This is a genomic window from Jatrophihabitans sp. sgz311053 (assembly GCF_056135305.1).
Genome location: NZ_JBWAXP010000001.1, coordinates 1,650,738 through 1,667,590, shown reverse-complemented (window position 1 = coordinate 1,667,590; position 16,853 = coordinate 1,650,738). Strand labels below are relative to the sequence as shown.

General features: G+C 72.4%; 15 protein-coding genes. 8 read left to right on the top strand and 7 right to left on the bottom strand.

Going from position 1 to position 16,853, the window contains the following annotated elements; all coding sequences use genetic code 11:
- The first annotated feature begins 55 nt into the window (after window positions 1-55).
- The 4 genes from AC0NZQ_RS07400 (at window position 56) to AC0NZQ_RS07385 (ending at window position 4,392) form a co-directional block, all read left to right on the top strand.
- The gene (locus AC0NZQ_RS07400; RefSeq protein ID WP_474529045.1) at window positions 56-1,153 is read left to right on the top strand and encodes a cysteine--tRNA ligase; all 1,098 of its coding nucleotides are present in this window, start codon (window positions 56-58) and stop codon (window positions 1,151-1,153) included.
- 47 nt (window positions 1,154-1,200) lie between these two features.
- The gene (locus AC0NZQ_RS07395) at window positions 1,201-2,043 is read left to right on the top strand and encodes an aldo/keto reductase (RefSeq protein ID WP_474529044.1); all 843 of its coding nucleotides are present in this window, start codon (window positions 1,201-1,203) and stop codon (window positions 2,041-2,043) included.
- Between the two features lie 91 nt (window positions 2,044-2,134).
- The gene (locus AC0NZQ_RS07390) at window positions 2,135-2,479 is read left to right on the top strand and encodes a hypothetical protein (protein ID WP_474529043.1); all 345 of its coding nucleotides are present in this window, start codon (window positions 2,135-2,137) and stop codon (window positions 2,477-2,479) included.
- On the top strand, window positions 2,476-4,392 hold the full coding sequence (locus AC0NZQ_RS07385; RefSeq protein ID WP_474529042.1) for a serine/threonine-protein kinase: 1,917 nt from the start codon (window positions 2,476-2,478) through the stop codon (window positions 4,390-4,392). The genes AC0NZQ_RS07390 and AC0NZQ_RS07385 overlap by 4 nt, the downstream gene beginning before the upstream one ends.
- A gap of 50 nt (window positions 4,393-4,442) precedes the next feature.
- Here AC0NZQ_RS07385 and AC0NZQ_RS07380 read toward each other — a convergent pair whose 3' ends face one another.
- The gene (locus tag AC0NZQ_RS07380; RefSeq protein ID WP_474529041.1) at window positions 4,443-5,894 is read right to left on the bottom strand and encodes an HNH endonuclease signature motif containing protein; all 1,452 of its coding nucleotides are present in this window, start codon (window positions 5,892-5,894) and stop codon (window positions 4,443-4,445) included.
- Window positions 5,895-6,032: 138 nt separating this feature from the next.
- Here AC0NZQ_RS07380 and AC0NZQ_RS07375 point away from each other — a divergent pair, with 138 nt between their 5' ends.
- Window positions 6,033-6,380 carry a hypothetical protein gene (locus AC0NZQ_RS07375; RefSeq protein WP_474529040.1) on the top strand — a complete coding sequence of 116 codons (348 nt, stop codon included), beginning with the start codon at window positions 6,033-6,035 and terminating at the stop codon, window positions 6,378-6,380.
- Window positions 6,381-6,391: 11 nt separating this feature from the next.
- Here the strand turns inward: AC0NZQ_RS07375 and AC0NZQ_RS07370 are convergent, their stop codons facing one another.
- The 3 genes from AC0NZQ_RS07370 to AC0NZQ_RS07360 form a co-directional block, all read right to left on the bottom strand.
- Window positions 6,392-7,831, bottom strand: coding sequence for a protein adenylyltransferase SelO (locus AC0NZQ_RS07370; protein ID WP_474529039.1), 1,440 nt, complete (start codon window positions 7,829-7,831; stop codon window positions 6,392-6,394).
- Between the two features lie 240 nt (window positions 7,832-8,071).
- Window positions 8,072-8,641: an aminoacyl-tRNA hydrolase gene (gene pth / locus AC0NZQ_RS07365; protein ID WP_474529038.1), complete on the bottom strand. Its 570-nt coding sequence runs from the start codon at window positions 8,639-8,641 to the stop codon at window positions 8,072-8,074.
- Window positions 8,642-8,659: 18 nt separating this feature from the next.
- Window positions 8,660-9,340, bottom strand: a complete 681-nt coding sequence (locus tag AC0NZQ_RS07360) for a 50S ribosomal protein L25/general stress protein Ctc (protein ID WP_474529037.1) — start codon at window positions 9,338-9,340, stop codon at window positions 8,660-8,662.
- Between the two features lie 226 nt (window positions 9,341-9,566).
- On the opposite strand from AC0NZQ_RS07360, the gene AC0NZQ_RS07355 reads away from it, so the two are divergent.
- Both AC0NZQ_RS07355 and AC0NZQ_RS07350 read left to right on the top strand, forming a co-directional pair.
- The gene (locus tag AC0NZQ_RS07355) at window positions 9,567-10,490 is read left to right on the top strand and encodes a 4-(cytidine 5'-diphospho)-2-C-methyl-D-erythritol kinase (RefSeq protein ID WP_474529036.1); all 924 of its coding nucleotides are present in this window, start codon (window positions 9,567-9,569) and stop codon (window positions 10,488-10,490) included.
- A gap of 10 nt (window positions 10,491-10,500) precedes the next feature.
- Window positions 10,501-12,270, top strand: a complete 1,770-nt coding sequence (locus AC0NZQ_RS07350; RefSeq protein ID WP_474529035.1) for an ABC-F family ATP-binding cassette domain-containing protein — start codon at window positions 10,501-10,503, stop codon at window positions 12,268-12,270.
- A 69-nt stretch (window positions 12,271-12,339) separates the two neighbouring features.
- On the opposite strand, the gene AC0NZQ_RS07345 is transcribed toward AC0NZQ_RS07350, so the two are convergent.
- The 3 genes from AC0NZQ_RS07345 to AC0NZQ_RS07335 form a co-directional block, all read right to left on the bottom strand.
- Entirely contained in the window at window positions 12,340-13,296 is a 957-nt protein-coding gene (locus AC0NZQ_RS07345) for a DivIVA domain-containing protein (protein WP_474529034.1), read from the bottom strand.
- Window positions 13,297-13,366: 70 nt separating this feature from the next.
- On the bottom strand, window positions 13,367-15,343 hold the full coding sequence (locus tag AC0NZQ_RS07340) for a hypothetical protein (RefSeq protein ID WP_474529033.1): 1,977 nt from the start codon (window positions 15,341-15,343) through the stop codon (window positions 13,367-13,369).
- 69 nt (window positions 15,344-15,412) lie between these two features.
- Window positions 15,413-16,051, bottom strand: coding sequence for a TetR/AcrR family transcriptional regulator (locus AC0NZQ_RS07335; protein ID WP_474529032.1), 639 nt, complete (start codon window positions 16,049-16,051; stop codon window positions 15,413-15,415).
- A gap of 33 nt (window positions 16,052-16,084) precedes the next feature.
- Here AC0NZQ_RS07335 and AC0NZQ_RS07330 point away from each other — a divergent pair, with 33 nt between their 5' ends.
- On the top strand, window positions 16,085-16,849 hold the full coding sequence (locus AC0NZQ_RS07330) for a tryptophan 2,3-dioxygenase (protein WP_474529031.1): 765 nt from the start codon (window positions 16,085-16,087) through the stop codon (window positions 16,847-16,849).
- Window positions 16,850-16,853: the final 4 nt, after the last annotated feature.

The window sequence follows — 16,853 nt, the reverse complement described above, 5'->3', positions numbered from 1 at the left end:
GGCGGACGCTGGCAAGATGCCCGGTGTGAATCCCTCGCGCCTCACCGGTCCCCCCATGCGTCTGCGGCTCGGCGGTGCCGCGCTGCCGATGGTCGGCCGGGTGCGGATGTACGTCTGCGGCATCACCCCCTACGACGTCACGCACCTCGGCCACGCCGCCACCTACATCTGGGCCGACGCCGTCGAGCGGGTGCTGCGCTGGCACGGCCACACCGTCACCGTCGCGCGCAACGTGACCGACGTCGACGATGTCCTCTTCGCCGAGGCTCGCCGCCGGGGCGAGCCGCACACCATGCTCGCGACGCTGCAGCGCGCCTCCTTCGAGCAGACCATGGCCACCCTGCAGGTCCGCCCGCCGGACCACTCCCCCAGCGCCGCCCAGCACATCGGGCACGTCGTCCAGCTCGCCACCGCGCTGCTCGAGCGGGACGCGGCCTACGAGCGCAACGGCACCGTCTACGCCCGGACCTCCGGTGCCTACGCGCACGTCGGCCTCGACCGCGAGACGGCGCTGAGCCGGGCCACGGAATTCCACGACCACCCCGACGACGCCGACAAGGACGACCCACTGGACGTCGCGGTCTGGCAGGCCGGGTCGGCCGGCGACGACGTCAGCTGGCCCAGCCCCTGGGGCGACGGCCGGCCCGGCTGGCACGCCGAGTGCGCCGCCATGGTGCTGGCACTCTTCGGCCCCACCGTCGACATCCACTGCGGCGGCGGCGACCTCGCCTACCCGCACCACGCCTGCGAGGCGGCGCTGGCCGAGGCGGCGACGGGCGTCGCGCCCTTCGCCCGCAGCTGGCTGCGCGCGGGGATCGTGTCGGTCGGTGGAGCCAAGATGGCGAAATCCACCGGAAACCTCGTGCTGGTCCAGGACCTGCTGCGCGATCACACCCCCGGCGCCGTTCGACTGCTCTGCCTCAACCGGCAGTGGAGCGCACCCTGGGACTACTCCGCCGGCGATCTCGACGCCGCCGAGGCCACCCTCGAGCAGCTCTACGCTGCCGCGGCCAGCCCCGGCTCGGCACCGGGAGCGGCCGCCGTCCCCGCCGCGCTGCTGGACGATCTCGACGTCCCGCGGGCGCTGCAGATCGCGCTCGACGACGGCGGTCAGGCCGCCCGCACCTTCATCGAGTTGCTCGCACTCTCCTGACGGGTAGGCCCTTCTGTGGACGCAACGGCAGAAGGAGACGACAACCTGTGAGTGCAGTTCCCGAAATCCTGCTCAACAACGGCAAGACCATTCCGCAGTTCGGCTTCGGCGTGTTCCAGATCGAACCCAAGGACACCGTCGAGGCGACGCAGCGAGCCTTCGATGCCGGCTATCGCCACATCGACACCGCTCAGATGTACGGCAACGAGCGTGAGGTGGGCGAGGCCGTCGCGAAGTCCGGCATCGACCGCAGTGAGCTGTTCCTGACGAGCAAGCTCAACAACGGCAACCACCGGCCCGAGGACGCCCAGCGCTCCTTCGACGAGACGCTGGAGAAGCTGGGGTCCGATTACGTCGACCTCTTCCTCATCCACTGGCCGCTGCCGACCCGCTACGACGGCGACTTCGTCTCCACGTGGCAGACGCTCGAGGAGTTCTATCGCGAGGGACGCGCCCGCTCGATCGGCGTCTCGAACTTCAACCCGCACCACCTGGGTCGGCTCTTCGCCGAGACCGAGGTCGTCCCCGCGGTCAACCAGATCGAGGTCCACCCGTACCTCACCCAGGACGACGTCCGGGCGTACTGCGGCGAACACCAGATCGCCGTGGAGGCCTGGTCGCCGATCGCGCAGGGCAAGGTCTTGGACGACCCGGTGATCAACTCCATCGCCGAGAAGTACGGCAAGACGGTGGCGCAGGTCGTGCTGCGCTGGCACATCGAGCGCGGTGACATCGTCTTCCCGAAGTCGACGACGCCCGAGCGCATCGTCGAGAACATCTCGATCTTCGACTTCGAGCTCGACGGCGACGACATCGAGACGATCAGCTCGGTGAACAAGAACGAGCGGACCGGCCCCGACCCCGACACGTTCGACTACATCCCCGACTGAGCGGGGCCACGACAGTGGCGAGGGCCGAGTCCGGAGGCGTGCCGGACCCGGCCCTCGTGCGTCGCGCCGACGGGTGCGCAAGGATCGACCCATGTCCGAGTCGGCCGACCCCCAGCGACGGCAGCGCCGTCGCCGTCGTCGCGCCGCAGCCCCGGCCGGCCCGCCGCCGGTAGCCGACCGGGCGACGCCGCCGGCCACCTCGGCCCCGCCGGTGTCCACCTCCGCCGGATCCCGTGCCGCACGTTCCGCCGACCGTCCCCGGCGGCGACAGGACGAGGAGCGAGGCCTGCACGACCTCGCCGGCGCCGGCCCGTCACGGCTGGGAGTGAGCGGTGCGCTGCGCGCCCGCGACGTCAACCGGCCGAACGAGGCTGATCTCGAGGTCGCCGAGCGGGAGATCGTCCTGGTCCGCCGACACTGGCAGCCGCCGTCGTGACCGACCGCGACCTCCCCGCCGGCGCAGCCCGGCCCGGTGACGACGACGCCGCCTGGGCGCCGCGTCGCGCCGCACCGCCGACGGCCGATCCGCCCGCCCTGCTGCCGGGCTACCGCGATGCGGTCGTCGTGGCACGCGGCGGGGACAGCGTCGTCTATCGCGCCCACGAGGAGGAGGTGGGTCGCGACGTCGCGATCAAGGTCGTCGAGCTCGACGACACCCCGGACAACGCCGAGGCGCTGGCGCGGTTCCGCCGCGAGTTGGAGATCACCGTCCGCCTGGGGCGGCAGCACCCGCACATCATGACCGTCCTCGCGGTGGGGACGACCGGCGCGGGCAGGCCCTGCCTGGTCATGGACTACTTCGAACTGGGTTCGCTGCACGACCGCATCCGGGCCCGCGGTCCACTGCCGGTGAGTGAGGTGGTCGCGGCCGGTTCGGTCATCGCCGACGCCCTCGCCTTCGCCCACGACCAGGGCGTCCTTCACCGGGACGTGAAGCCACAGAACGTGCTCGTGCTGCCGACGTCCTGGGTGCTCGCCGACTTCGGACTCGCCCGCGCCATCGACGCCGGTCACTCGGCGTCGCTGGAGCGCTTCTCCTACCGCCACGCCTCGCCGCAGATCCTGGACGGCGAGAAGCCCACCGTCGCCGACGACATCTACTCGCTCGGCTCGACGCTGTTCACCATGCTCGACGGCCGCGCGCCGTTCGCCGCCGACGACCCGGACGAGGACTCCGCGCTCGCCTACCTGCGGCGGGCACGCACCGAGACGCCCCGCACGCTGAGCCGTGACGACGTGCCGGTGAAGCTAGCCGCCGTCGTCGCTCGATGCCTGGCCAAGGCGCGTGAGGACAGGTTCGCCTCGGCCGCCGAGCTCCGCGCGGCACTCGACGCCCTCCCGACCGAGGAGCGCAGCTGGGCGCCTGCCGAGGCGGCAGCGTCTACCGGGGCGACAGCTTCTACCGGGGTGCCGTCCGGGACTCCACCGGCGCCCGTCGCAACCCGCTCGGAGACGTCGTCCGGCCCTGACTCGCCTGTGGACGATGCTTCGTCCCCGGCCATGCCCGTCGAGGGCGCCCCTCCCGAGGCCCCATCTGCCGGGACCGCACCGTCGGGGGCCACACCGTCGGGGGCCACACCGTCGGGGGCCACACCGTCGGGGGCCACACCGTCCGGGGCCACACCGTCCGGGGCCACACCGTCCGGGGCCACACCGTCCGGGGCCACACCGTCGGCAGCTGCCGCCACGGCGAGCCCAGCGGGAGCCGAGGCGCCGGGAGGGGCGGCCGGGTACGAGCCCGTCGCGGTCTCCGCGCTGGCCCACCTGCCGTCGCCGAGCCCAGCGGAGAGCCGGCCCGACGAGGACGCCACCGGGCGTCGTCCCGTGGAACCACCGCCCGCCGAGCCGGACGCAGTGCCTCGCTCGAACCGCCGCTGGTGGGCGCTCACCGGCGTCACTGCCGCCGCGCTGGCCGCGGGCGTGCTGCTCGGCGTGCTGCGCTCGGGTGACGACCAACCCGCCGTCGAGCCCCGGCCCACCCCCACACCGTCGACCTCGGCCTCGACCGCGCCGGTGGTCGTCGTCCCGAGCGTCAGCACGTTGCCGTCCGGGCCGAGCGGCAGTGCGGTCTTCGATCCGCGGCTCGCGCCCGTGATCACCAAGATCGCCCGGACCGACACCCGCGTCGACCTGCGCTGGCGGGTACCCACCGGCAGCACCGCCCCGGTGGTGGTCTTCCTGGACGACGGCGAGGGCCGCCGGGCCCTCACCACCGTGCCGGCCGACCGTCGCGGGGTGACGCTCGCGGCATTCCCGAGCGGCCGGCACTGCCTCCGGCTGGCCGCTGTCTCGACCACGGCAACGGGTGACACCGTCTTCGGGCTGTCGTCCCGCAAGTGCGTCGGCTGAGCGCCACGGCCGATTCACGCCACACCGCTCGATACAGGCTTTCACCGTCGTCAGGTGACGCTGAGGGGGTGGTGGGCGTGGTTGTGGCGTGGGGTTTGGGTGGGGTCGAGCCAGGCTGGTGGGGTCCAGTGGGGTTGTTGGTTGATCATGGTGACGGTCCAGCCTTGCCGGTCTTTCTCGCGGTGGTGGTGTCGGCAGAGCAGGTGACCGTTGTTGATGCTGGTGGGGCCGCCGTCGGTCCAGGCTGTGAGGTGGTCGGCTTCGCACCAGAGGGCGGGCGTGGTGCAGCCGGGGAAGCTGCAGCCGCCGTCGCGGGCGGTGAAGACGAGTCGCTGGTTCTGGGTGAAGAGCCGCTGGGATTGGCCGTAGGCGGCGACCGGGCGGACGGTCCGGAAGATCGTCGAGACCTCCGGCGGCCAGGTGTCGGGTGCGGCATCAGGTGCGGCATCAGGTGCGGCATCAGGTGGGTCGTCGAGTGGGCCGCCGAGTGGGCTGCTAAATGGATTGTCGGGTGGGTCGTCGGTGTCGAAGAGGACAGGCAGGAACCTGGCCTCGCCGCCGGCGATGCGGCTGGCGTCGCTGGTGGGGACGAGGGCGCCGTGACCGGTGCGGACCAGGCCGTGTCCGTCGCGCCACTGCTCGGTGCTGGCGGTGAGGATCACGGTGGCGACGACCCCGTTCACGGTGGGCAGTTCCCCGGCCCGCAGCACCAGCCGCAGCGCGTCGGCGAGTCCGTCGTGCTGCCGCTGCTCCAGCGTCCGGCCATCAGCGACACCCTCGGCTGCCGGTTTCGGCGCGGCGGTGGCGTCCAGCACCGTCAGCAACAGCTCGCCCAATTCAGCCGTCCCCTCGAAACGACCGGTCACTGATCCGTCCGGACGCTGACGCATCGTCAGGCTGCGGCGTCGGTCCCGGTAGTCGACGTCACGCAGGGTGCCGTCCGGGTCGAGGGTGTCGACCAGCCGGCGGGTCACCGTGGCCAGAGTGTCGGGGGTGAACTGGCGGGCCTGCTCGACCAGGAACGTCTCGATCTCGGCCATCCGACCCGCCCCGCCAGCCACCTGACCGGTCTCGTCGACCGCATCGGGGAGCCGGTCGAGGGCATCGGCGATGACGGCGGCATGCCGCGGTGAGATCTGTCCTGACTGCTGCGCGGCGGCCACCTGCGGCAGCAGTGCCGGCAACACCTCACCGCTCAGCGCCTGCCGTGGCGTGAACCGGTCGGCCGCCCTGACCCGCGCCGTGGCCTCGCTGCGCGACAACCGCAGCAGCTGCGACAACAGCACCGACGTCTTCGCGCACCCGTATGCGAACGCGACCCCACGCCGGTCCACCTCGGCCGCGACCCGCTCCTGCACCGGCGCCACCCGCCGCGCCACCGTCTCGACCTCCCGCGCAAACTGCAGCGTCTCCTCATCAGACAACCCGTCCAACGCCGCATCGCCCAGCGCGTCGAGGGCAGCGTGCAACCGAGCCAGCGCCTCGCCGATACCCTCCCCCATACAATCGAGCATATTCGAACATGCCAGTGTTAGCAGTACATTCCGCGTTGGATTCACACCCCGGCGAGCTACTCTCGCGCGATGCGACTACCTTGGCGCACCCCCTTCGGCTTCGACCCGGCTTACCGGGACGAAGCGATGGCCGCGCTGATCAGGTCGCTACAGCGCCAGGGGGCGACGGCGGACTCTGCCCTGCCGGCACTGCAAGGGCTGTACCCGCGCTTCGGCGGGCACGCGAACGTCGAGCAGCTCTTCACGCGTGATCGCGCACTGACCCTCACCGCAGACTCCGCGGCAGTCTGGCGACGCTATTCCGGGAACGAGCTGGGACCGCTGCTGACGACCATGGACCGCAGCGCCTTCCAGGTGATCAACGACAACGGCAGGCAATACTGCCGGCTACTCGGGAAGGCTGGTCAGAGTCTCTGGGTGCATCGCCGGTATGCCGGCGTGGTGAATCAATGGATCTGCGAAGGTCGCGCCTGAAGGCGTCCGGTTCAGGTCCCGCAGAACGTCTGGTAACGCCCGAAGTCGGCGGGCGCGTCGGACTCGAAACGCTCGAGACCAGCTCGCCGGGTGAAGGGGCGCGATATCGCCTCGATCAAGTCGAGCACGGGGCGCAGGTCGCCGTCGTTCGCCGCCGCCAGGGCGGGCTCGATCAGGTGGTTGCGAGGCACGTAGACGGGGTTGGTCGCCGCCAGGACCGCCGCGTCCGGCGCGAGAGCTCGCCAGCGCGCGAGCCAGGCGTCGATGCCGGCGAGGTCCAGGAAGCGTCCGCGTACCGGCTCGGCATCGTCGCGCGCGGCACCGGCGAGGTCGCGGAACAGCCCGGTGTAGTCGACGTGGTCGGCCTGCATGAGGGAGAGCAGCTGCTCGCCCAGCTCGGCCACCACGGCGTCGTCCACGGTCATGGCGAGACCCAGCTTGCGGCGCAAACCGGCGAGGCGGGCCTGCTCGTAGTGGGCGCCGAAGGTCTGCAGGGCGCCGTTGGCGAGCGTGACCGCCGCATCCTGGTCGTCGGCGAGCAGCGGCAGCAGCGCCTCGGCCAGTCGGGCCAGGTTCCACTGGGCGGCGGGCGGCTGGTTCTCGTAGGCGTAGCGCCCCATCCCGTCGATGGAGCTGAAGACGGCTTCGGGATCGTAGTCGTCGAGGAAGGCGCAGGGGCCGTAGTCGATGGTCTCGCCGGAGATGGTCATGTTGTCGGTGTTCATGACGCCGTGGACGAAGCCCAGCAGCATCCACTGCGCGACGAGCGCGGCCTGCGCGGCAATCACGGCCTGCAGCAACCCCAGCGCCGGGTTGTCGGCGGCGGCGAGCTCGGGGTGGTGGCGGGCGATCGCGTAGGTGGTGAGGCGCCCGAGCAGCTCGGCGTCCTGCAACGAGGCGGCGTACTGGAACGTCCCGACCCGCAGATGACTCGCCGCCACCCGAGCCAGGACCGCACCGGGCAGCACCGTCTCGCGCTGCACCGCGCGTCCGGTCGCGACCACGGCCAGCGAGCGGGTGGTCGGGACGCCGAGGGCGTGCATCGACTCACTGAGCACGTACTCGCGCAGCATCGGCCCGACCACGGCGCGGCCGTCGCCGCCACGGGCGAAGGGCGTGCGTCCCGAGCCCTTGAGGTGCAGCTCCCGACCGCTCAGCTCGCCGAGCAGCAGGGCCCGGCCGTCACCCAGACGCGGCGAGTAAGAACCGAACTGGTGCCCCGAGTAGGCCTGCGCGACCGGGACGGTCCCGGCCGGCAGCTCGTTGCCGACCAGGAAGCGCAACCCCTCGGGGCTGCGGAGGAAGGCCGGATCCAGGCCGAGCTCCGCGGCCAGTGGCTCGTTGAGGACGAGCAACTGCGGCTCGGGGGCCGCTTCGGCCCGCCAGGCCAGAGCGAGCTCGGGCAGATCGCGGGCGAACGAGTCGCCGAGACGGGTGACGGTGGCACTCACCGCGTCTACGGTACGACAAGGGCGTGTCTGACGATCCCGTGCTCCGCTCGCGACGAGCGACAACCGTCGGACGGGCCCCTAGGGCGTGTCTGACAATCCCGTGCTCTGCTGCGCGACGCCCGGGCACGCACGCTGCCGCGTTGTCGTCGTCGGCCGTAGCAGGCTACGACCGTCCTCCTCCGCCTTGCATCGCGCGCACCCGACCGCCGCTCGCGACGAGCGAGAATTGTCAGACACGCCCTAGTGGAACCTGTTCTGCGCGGCCTCGATGCCGTCGGTGATGACCGCCTCCACGGCGTCGGCTGCCCGGTCGATCTCGAAGCCGAGATCCTTCCGCTCGGCCGGGGCGAAATCGCGAAGCACGTAGTCGGCGGGATCCTGCCGTCCGGGCGGTCGGCCGATGCCGAAACGCACCCGTGCATAGTCCTTGCCACCGAGCGCCGAGGTGGTGGACCGCAGCCCGTTGTGGCCGCCGTCGCCGCCGCCGCGCTTGATGCGCAGCGTCCCGAAGGGCACGTCCAGTTCGTCGTGGACGACGACTATCCGCTCCAGCGGGATCTTGTAGAAGGCCGCGACGGCCTTCACCGGGCCGCCCGACTCGTTCATGTACGACTTCGGCTTGGCCAGCACCACGGGCAGGCCCGCGAGCCGGCCCTCGACGACGTCGGCGCGACTGCGGTGGCTCTTGAAGGCCCCGCCGACACGCTCGGCGAGCAGGTCGAGGACGAGGAACCCCGCGTTGTGCCGGGTCGTCTCGTACTTCGGGCCGGGGTTGCCGAGGCCGACGACGAGGAATCTGTCGTCGGCCACGGCAGCGAACGGGAGGTCTTACTCGGACTTCTCGGCGTCGGACGACTCGCCCTCGGACTCGCCGCCCTCGGAGTCGCTCTCGTCCGACTCGGGGGCGTCCTCGACGATGCCCAGCTCCTCGGCCGCCTCGGCGACCTCGGCCTCGAGGTCCTCCGCGGTGGGCGCCTCGACGATGGCGAGGACGAGCAGTTCGGGGTCGCTGTCCAGCGTGGCACCGGCCGGCAGGGCGACATCGGCGGCCGTGATCTGGCTGCCGACCTCGAGGCCCTCGATGGAGACCTCGACCTCGGTCGGGATGTTGGTCGCCTCGGCCTCGACGGAGATCGAGGTGTTCTCCTGGTTGAGCAGGCCGCCGGCCACGATCTCGCCGTTGACGGTGATCGGGACGTCGACGGTGACCTTCTCGCCGCGGCGAACGGTCAGCAGGTCGACGTGCTCGAAGTAGCCCTTGATCGGGTGACGCTGGATCGACTTCGGGATGGCCAGCTGCTCGTCGCCGTCCAGGTCGAGGGTCAGCAGGACGTTGGAACCGCCGTTGCGGATCGCGGCGGCGAACTCGCGCGCCGGCAGCGCGACGTGCTTCGGGTCGGCGCCGTGTCCGTAGATGACGGCCGGAACCTTGCCGTCACGGCGTGCGCGGCGCGAAGCACCCTTGCCGAACTCGGTGCGCGTGGCGGCGGACAGTCGGACCTCGGACACAGCAGTACTCCTCGAACGAATCGTCTCTCGGGTTGTCACACTCACGTCGGTGCCTCGGACGCGACGACGCGCATCGACGAGCGACACCGCGTCGATGACGGATCGGTGACGTCGCTGTCGCGATCGCACCGTCCCTCGCCGGGGCAACCTCGTCAGCCTACCCGGTATGCGAGGCCGCGCCGACCACGGGTCCGGTGCGTCCACAGCCCTCACTAGGCTCGGCCGGGTGCCGTCCCGTCCATCCCCCGCGCCGGTGCGGGTGCAGGTCCCGGCCAAGGTGAACCTGCACCTCGGCGTCGGTGCCGCGCGCGAGGACGGCTACCACGACCTCGTCAACGTCTTCCACGCCGTGGACCTCGTCGACGAGGTCGACGTCCACCCCGCCCCGGCGCTCTCCCTCACCACCTCGGGAGAGGGGGCCGAGACGCTGCCCACCGACGCCGGCAACCTGGCGTGGCAGGCCGCCGTCCTGCTGGCCCGGCACGCGGGTGTCGAGGCGGCGGCGCGGCTCGACGTCCGAAAGGCGATCCCCGTTGCCGGCGGCATGGCCGGCGGCTCCGCCGACGCGGCCGCCGCCCTGCTCGCCTGCGCCCGACTCTGGCAGCTGGAGGTCGCGAGCACGGACCTGCTGTCGCTGGCCGCTCGGCTCGGCAGCGATGTCGCCTTCCCCCTTCTCGGCGGTACCGCGGTCGGCACCGGACGGGGTGAGCTGCTGACGAGCGTGCCGACCCGCGGCACGCTGCACTGGGTCTTCGCGATCTCCGACGCCGGCATCTCGGCCGGTGCCGCCTACGCGCGACTCGACGCGATGCGGGCCGACGGCAGCGCGCCACCGCCGCTGGGCGAGCCCACCGCACTGCTGGACGCGCTCGCCGCCGGGGACCTCACCCGGATCGCCGAGCGGCTCGGCAACGACCTGCAACCGGCGGTGCTGACGATCCGCCCGGAACTGGCCGAGACCTTGGCCGCCGGTGCCCGCTCGGGCGCTCTCGCCGGGCTGGTGTCAGGATCGGGACCGACCTGCGCCTTCCTCTGCGAGAGCGCTGCCGCCGCGACCGTGCTCGCCGCGGAGCTCGAGGCGGCCGGCGTCTGCCGCACCGCCCGGCCGGCCTCCGGCCCGGTCGCGGGCGCAACGGTGCTCGATCGATGAGGGTGATCTGATGGCGACGGCAGCCGGGGCCAACCTGGTCAATCTCGAAGAGGTCGGCAAGGCGTACGCCACGACCGTCGTCTTGGACGGCGTCTCGCTCGGCGTGGCGGCGGGCGAGCGCATCGGCATCGTCGGGCGCAACGGCGGCGGCAAGTCGACGCTGCTGAAGTTGATCATCGGCGAGGAGGTCCCGGACAGCGGCCGGGTGACCCGTTCGCGCGACCTGCAGATCGCCCGAGTGACCCAGCGTGGCGAGCTGCCTGCGGGGACGTCGGTGCGACAGGTCGTGGTGGGTGACGCCGCCGAGCACGAGTGGGCCGGGGATGCCGCGATCCGCGCAATCCTGGAGGGTCTCGGCCTGGCCACCGTCGGTCTGGACGCCGACGTCGCCCGCCTCTCCGGCGGCGAGCGGCGGCGGGTGGCGCTGGCCGCCGCGCTCGTCCGCGAGGCAGAGCTGCTCGTCCTGGACGAACCCACCAACCACCTCGACGTCGAGGGCATCACCTGGTTGGCCGACCACCTGCGTCGCCGCAAGGGGGCGCTGCTCGTCGTCACCCACGACCGCTGGTTCCTCGACGCCGTCGTGGACCGGACGTGGGAGATCGCGGACGCGACCGTCCGGCAGTACGACGGCGGGTACGCCGCCTACGTCCTCGCCCGTGCCGAGCGGGCCCGGCAGGCCGACGCCAGCGAGGCGCGGCGACAGAACCTGCTGCGCAAGGAGCTGGCGTGGCTGCGGCGCGGCGCCCCGGCGCGGACGTCCAAGCCACGGTTCCGGATCGAGGCGGCAGAGACCCTCATCGCCGATGTCCCGGAGCCCCGCCAGCGCGTGGAATTGCGCGCACTTGCGCAAAGGCGGCTGGGACGGCAGGTCGTCGACGTCGAGGACGTCGCCGTCACCGTCGGCGGCACCCGCACCCTGCTGGACCACGTCACCTGGCACGTCGGCCCCGGTGACCGCATCGGCGTCATCGGCGTGAACGGTGCCGGCAAGAGCCACCTGCTGCGACTGCTCGCCGGCGAGCTCGAGCCCGACGCCGGCACGGTCCGGATCGGCCAGACCGTCCACGTCGGACATCTGACCCAGGAACTGCACGAGCTGCCGGACGGGCTGCGCGTGCTGGAGGCGGTCAGCGAGGTCCGCACGACCGCCGAGCTCGGCGGGGTCGAGCTCTCGGCCGGACAGCTGGCCGAGCGCTTCGGATTCGACAACTCCCGGCAGTGGACACCGGTGGGCGACCTCTCCGGCGGCGAGCGGCGCCGGCTGCAGCTGCTCCGCCTGCTGCTCGCCCAACCCAACCTGCTGCTGCTGGACGAGCCCACCAACGACCTCGACACCGACACCCTCGCCGCGCTGGAGGATCTGCTCGACGGCTGGGCGGGCACGCTGGTGATCGTCAGCCACGACCGCTACCTGCTCGAACGGGTCTGCGACACCACCGTGGCACTGCTCGGCGACGGCTCGCTCGCCGCGCTGCCCGGTGGTGTGGACGAATACCTTGCCCGCCGCGCGGCGACCACCGCGGCGACGGCCGACAGCGCTGCCGACGAGCGGCGTGAGAAGCGAGGTGACACGAGAGCCGCCCGCAAGGAGCTGGACCGCCTCGAGCGACGGGTCGCTACCCTGCAGAAGAAGGAGGCCACGCTGCACGAGCAGCTGGCCGCTTACGCCACCGACTACGGCAAGGTAGCCGAGCTCGACGCCGAACTGCGCGAGGTCGCCGCCGAACGGGAGCAGACCGAGGAGGCCTGGCTCACGCTAGCCGACGAGCTGGGCTGACCTCGGCCACCTCGACGGTTTTGGCGGCGGACGCTCACATGTGAGCGTCCGCCGCCAAAATCGGAGGGGTTACTTGCTGGTGTCGGTCTCCTCGGCGTCCGGCAGGGCGGCCGGGGTGGTGCCCGACAGGGTCGCCAGCATCTGCCGGACGTTGGTCAGCTGGGCGTTGATCGCGTTGCGCCGCTGGACCGCCGCGGCCAGCTCACGGTCGGACTCGTCCCGGATGCGGTCGGCGCGGGCAGTGGCGTCGGCGATGATCTGCTCGGCGCGCTGCTCGGACTCCGCGGCGATCTGCGCAGCCTTGCGCTGCGAGTCCGCGGCGATGGCGTCCGCCTCGTGACGCGTCTTGGCGACGAGGTCCCGGGCCTCGCTGAGCGCCTGCTCCATCTCGTCGGTGCGCTCCTGGAAGATCTGCTCGGCGGCGTCACGACGCTCCGCGAGGGTCTTCTCGAAGTCCGCCGCGGCCTTGGCGGCCTGCGCACGCTGCTCCTCGTAGACGGCCTCGGCCTCGCCACGACGTGCCATCGCCCGCCGCTCGGCGTCGTCGATCATCTGGTCGGCGCTGCGCTTGGCCTCCTCGACGATGCGGGCGGCCTCCTGGTCGGCGTTGTCGCGCGTCTCGCGCGCGTAGGCATCGGCCTCGGAGCGGCTGCGGGAGCTCTGCTCCTCGGCCTCGGCCAGCTTGCGGTCGACCTCGGCGACGGCCGCGCTGCGCATCTCCTCGGCCTCCTCCTCGGCCATGGCCAAGATGCGTCCGACCCGCTTGCCGAAGTCGTGGAAGGTCGGCTCCGACGGCGGCAGCGGCTTGGCCGCCTGCGCGCTGGCGGCTGCGGCGGCGGCGCGCTTGGACTCCTCGTTCGCCGCCGCGAGCTGCCCCTTCACCGAGTCAAGCTCGCTGGCGAGCTGCTCGGCGCGCGACTTCGCCTCGTCGGCCTGCTGCGACAGCTCCGCGAGGTGGCGGTCGACCTCGTGGGGCTCGTACCCGCGCATGACGGTGCGGAAGGTGCTGTTCGTCTGCTCGCTCATGAGCCTGCTTGCTCGCTTTCGTCGCGTCGTGGCGTCTGCACGGTACTAGGCGCCGGGGCGCCCCGGGGGGTCAGGACTGTCCCGGCCTGGGACGGGCGCTTCCTGCGGCGCGCGCCGGGGCCGGCGCCACCGGCTTGCTCTGCGTCACCGACTGCGCTGCCGGCACGTCGGCCGAGGGTCGGGACGGCTGGTGAGACGGACGCTCGGCCGCAGCGTCACCCGGCTCGCCGGCCGCAGCGTCACCCGGCTCGTGCGACCGGTCGCTTGCCTGCCCAGCCGCGGGCTGAGCCGGTGGGCCACCCGGCGCATCCCGGACCGCCGTCGGCTCCGGCTCGGTGCCGAAGTCGATCTCGATGCGTTGGGCGGAGACGGCCGCCGGCACCGCGGACCCCGCATCCGGCTCGGGCAGGACCGGCGCCCCGCTGCCCGGCTCATTCCCGGCCGCCGACTCGTTCGGCTCATTCCCGCCCGGCTCATTCCTGTCCGACTCGTCCGACTCGTCCCTGCCCGACTCGCCTCCGGCCAGCTCGCCTCCGGCCAGCTCACCTCCGGCCAGCTCGTCCCCGCCCGGCTCGTCCCCGGTCGTCGCAAAGCCAGCCGGCACGTCTCCGGCCGCGGACGCCGTCTTCCCGGCCACCGCGGCAGCCGCCGCCTCGGCGGCCTCCGAGACCGCACCGGCGCCCCCCTGGGCCCGCTCGGCGACGGCGAGCGCGTTGATGACGCCGGAGAGGTCGCTCAGCTGCGCGCTGATCTCGTCGCGGTGCGCGGTGAGCACCGCAACCTCGGCCCGGGCGTCGGCGAGCAGGTTGCGGGCGGTGGTCCGCAGCTCGTCGGCCTCGGCGCGGGCCTCGGTGAGGGTGCGGGCGGCCTCCTGCTTGGCGCTGCGGCGCAGCTCTCGGGTCTCGTTCTGCACCCGTTCGAGATCGGCGGCCGTCTGGGCCCGGATGGCCCGCGCGCCGGCTTCGGCCTCGGCGAGACGGCGCTGGGCACTGTCGTTGGCCCGCTCGGCCTGGACGTCGATGTCGGCGAGGAGGCGCTCCGCCTCGTCCCCGGCCCGCTGCCGGATCTCGGCCGCATCCTGCTCGGCGGCGGCACGCTGGGCGGCGATCTCGGCCGCCGCGGCCTCCCGCTCGCCGGTGAGGCGACGGCGCTGCTCGGCGTCCTCGTTGCGGAGCCGGTCCCGGACCCGCTCGGCGTCGTCGGCGATGGCCTTCGCGATCTGGCTGGCCTCGTCGCGCGCAGCCTGCCGGATCTTCTCGGCGTCGGTCTCGGCAGCGGCCAGCAGATCGGTCATCGTCTGCTTGGTCCAGGCGGTCTGCTCCGCCGCGGCTGCGTTCTCGGCAGCGATGGTTGCGCGCGCCTCGTCGAGCAGCCCGGCCCCACGCTCCCCCGCCTCGGCCACGATCCGCTCGCCCTCGCGACGGGCGTCGGCGAGTGCCCGCTCCGCCTCCTCACGCAGCGTGCCGGCCTGCTTCTCGGCGGCGGCGATGACGTCGGCGGCAGCAGTCTCGGCCTGCTGCTGCTCAGCGTCGCGGCGCTCCTCGAAGGCGCGCCGCAGCTCGGCCAGCTCCTGGTCGAGGCTCCGCTTGGCCTCGTCCCGCGCGGCGGTGGCCTCCTCGTCGCGCTGCCGAGTCCGGGCGTCCAGTTCGGCGCCCCGACTGCGGGCGGCGGCGACGATGGCCTCGGCCTGCTCCCGCAGCACCCGGGAGGCCTCGCGCGCGTCGGCGAGGTCCCGGTCGGCGTCCTGCCGCGCGTCGGCCAGCAACGCATCCGCGGCCGCCTCGGCCCGCTCGGTCACGAGACGGGCCTGCTCCAGCGCGTCGGAGATGATGGCGCCGGCCTCGTCGTGCGCCGCGACGGCATCGAGTGTCACCCGACGCTCCTCGGCGTCGGCCGGATGCGCGTGGCGGCCGGCATCGCGGCGCGAGTCGCGTCCGGAGCGGTAGGACGCCTCACCCCACGATGACGACGGGACGTCGTTGCCCGGCTGCGGGACATCGGCCTGACCGTTGGCGTCCCCGCCTGCCTCACCCTGCATGGGGGTCATGCTCTCAGGCCGCGTCCGGTCCGGCTACAGGAGTCCGCCGACCGCGGGCGTGCCGAATTCCGCGCCGACTCATGTCTTGCGGCGCCGCAGTGGCCGCGGCTTCTTCTCCAGGTGGGCCAGCCCGTTCCAGCCGAGGTTGACCAGGTGGGCGGCGACCTCCTCGCGCTTGGGCTTGCGCTCCTCGAGCCACCAGGTCCCGGTGACCGCCACCATGCCGACGAGCATCTGCGCGTACATCGGTGCGAGCTTGGTGTCGATGCCACGACGGTTGAACTCGCGCCCGAGGATGTGCTCCACCTGGCTGGCGATGTCGTTGAGCAGCGAGGAGAAGGTGCCGCCGGAGGCACCGGCCCCCGGCGAGTCGCGGCTCAGGATGCGGAAGCCGTCGGTCTCCTCCTCGATGTAGGTGAGCAGGGCCAGCGCGGCCTGCTCGACGAGGTCGTGGGGCTCGCCGGAGTCCAGGGCACGGGTCAGCCGGCCCAGCAGGTCGGCCATCTCGCGGTCGACGACGACGGCGTAGAGCCCTTCCTTGCCGCCGAAGTGCTCGTAGACCACCGGTTTGCTGACGCCGGCCCGCGACGCGATCTCCTCGATCGAGGCGCCGTCGAAGCCCTTCTCGGCGAACAGCGTGCGTCCGATCGACACGAGCTGCTCGCGCCGCTCCTGACCGGTCATGCGGACCCGGGCGCGCCCGGTCGCCTCGCTCATCGACTTGTCCCACTCATCGGAGAGGATGGTCCCATGACCACGGCCGATCTCACCTATGTGAGCTACCTGCGCCTGCCCGAGCTGCTGGACTGCCAGTCCCCGCGCACCGACGCCCACGACGAGCTGCTCTTCGTGATCATCCACCAGGTGTACGAGCTGTGGTTCAAGCAGATCCTGCACGAGGCGGAGCTGCTGCAGCGCCGTTTGGAGGCCGGCGACGCCACCGGCGCCCTCCAGCCGGCACGGCGCATCGCGAAGATCCTCAAGACCATCGTCGGGCAGCTAGACGTGCTGGAGACCATGACACCGCGGCAGTTCGCCGCCTTCCGCCCGGAGCTCGGCGGCTCCAGCGGCTTCCAGTCCGAGCAGTTCCGCGAGCTCGAGGCCGTCCTGGGGCGTCGGGACCTCGACCCCACGCGCGACCCGCGCACCGCTGCCGCCCTGCGCCGCCGTTCGGTCTTCGACTCGCTGCTGCACGGCCTGGCCGCGGTGGGGCACGACGTGCCGACCGCCGCCCTCGAACGGGACCCCGGCGAGCCGTGGCCCGCCGGCGATCCGGACATCCTGGCGCTCCTCGCCGCCCTCTACGCCGACGAGACCGACCCCTTCGTCGGGGTCTGCGAGTCCCTCGTCGACATCGACGAGGGCATCCAGGAATGGCGCTACCGGCACGTCAAGATGGTCGAGCGGATCATCGGCGCGCAGCCCGGCACCGGCGGCTCGGCCGGCGCGGACTACCTGCGCTCCACCCTCTTCCGTCCCGCCTTCGCCGACCTCTGGACGGTGCGCAGTGCCTGAGCAG

Bases quoted from the DNA above. Each gene is read 5' to 3' on its own strand.
- AC0NZQ_RS07400 (WP_474529045.1), top strand. From the start codon at position 56: ATGCGTCTGCGGCTCGGCGGTGCCGCGCTGCCGATGGTCGGCCGGGTG.
- AC0NZQ_RS07390 (WP_474529043.1), top strand. From the start codon at position 2,135: ATGTCCGAGTCGGCCGACCCCCAGCGACGGCAGCGCCGTCGCCGTCGT.
- AC0NZQ_RS07380 (WP_474529041.1), bottom strand. From the start codon at position 5,894: ATGGGGGAGGGTATCGGCGAGGCGCTGGCTCGGTTGCACGCTGCCCTC.
- AC0NZQ_RS07375 (WP_474529040.1), top strand. From the start codon at position 6,033: ATGGCCGCGCTGATCAGGTCGCTACAGCGCCAGGGGGCGACGGCGGAC.
- AC0NZQ_RS07350 (WP_474529035.1), top strand. From the start codon at position 10,501: ATGGCGACGGCAGCCGGGGCCAACCTGGTCAATCTCGAAGAGGTCGGC.
- AC0NZQ_RS07345 (WP_474529034.1), bottom strand. From the start codon at position 13,296: ATGAGCGAGCAGACGAACAGCACCTTCCGCACCGTCATGCGCGGGTAC.
- AC0NZQ_RS07340 (WP_474529033.1), bottom strand. From the start codon at position 15,343: ATGACCCCCATGCAGGGTGAGGCAGGCGGGGACGCCAACGGTCAGGCC.
- AC0NZQ_RS07335 (WP_474529032.1), bottom strand. From the start codon at position 16,051: ATGAGCGAGGCGACCGGGCGCGCCCGGGTCCGCATGACCGGTCAGGAG.
- AC0NZQ_RS07330 (WP_474529031.1), top strand. From the start codon at position 16,085: ATGACCACGGCCGATCTCACCTATGTGAGCTACCTGCGCCTGCCCGAG.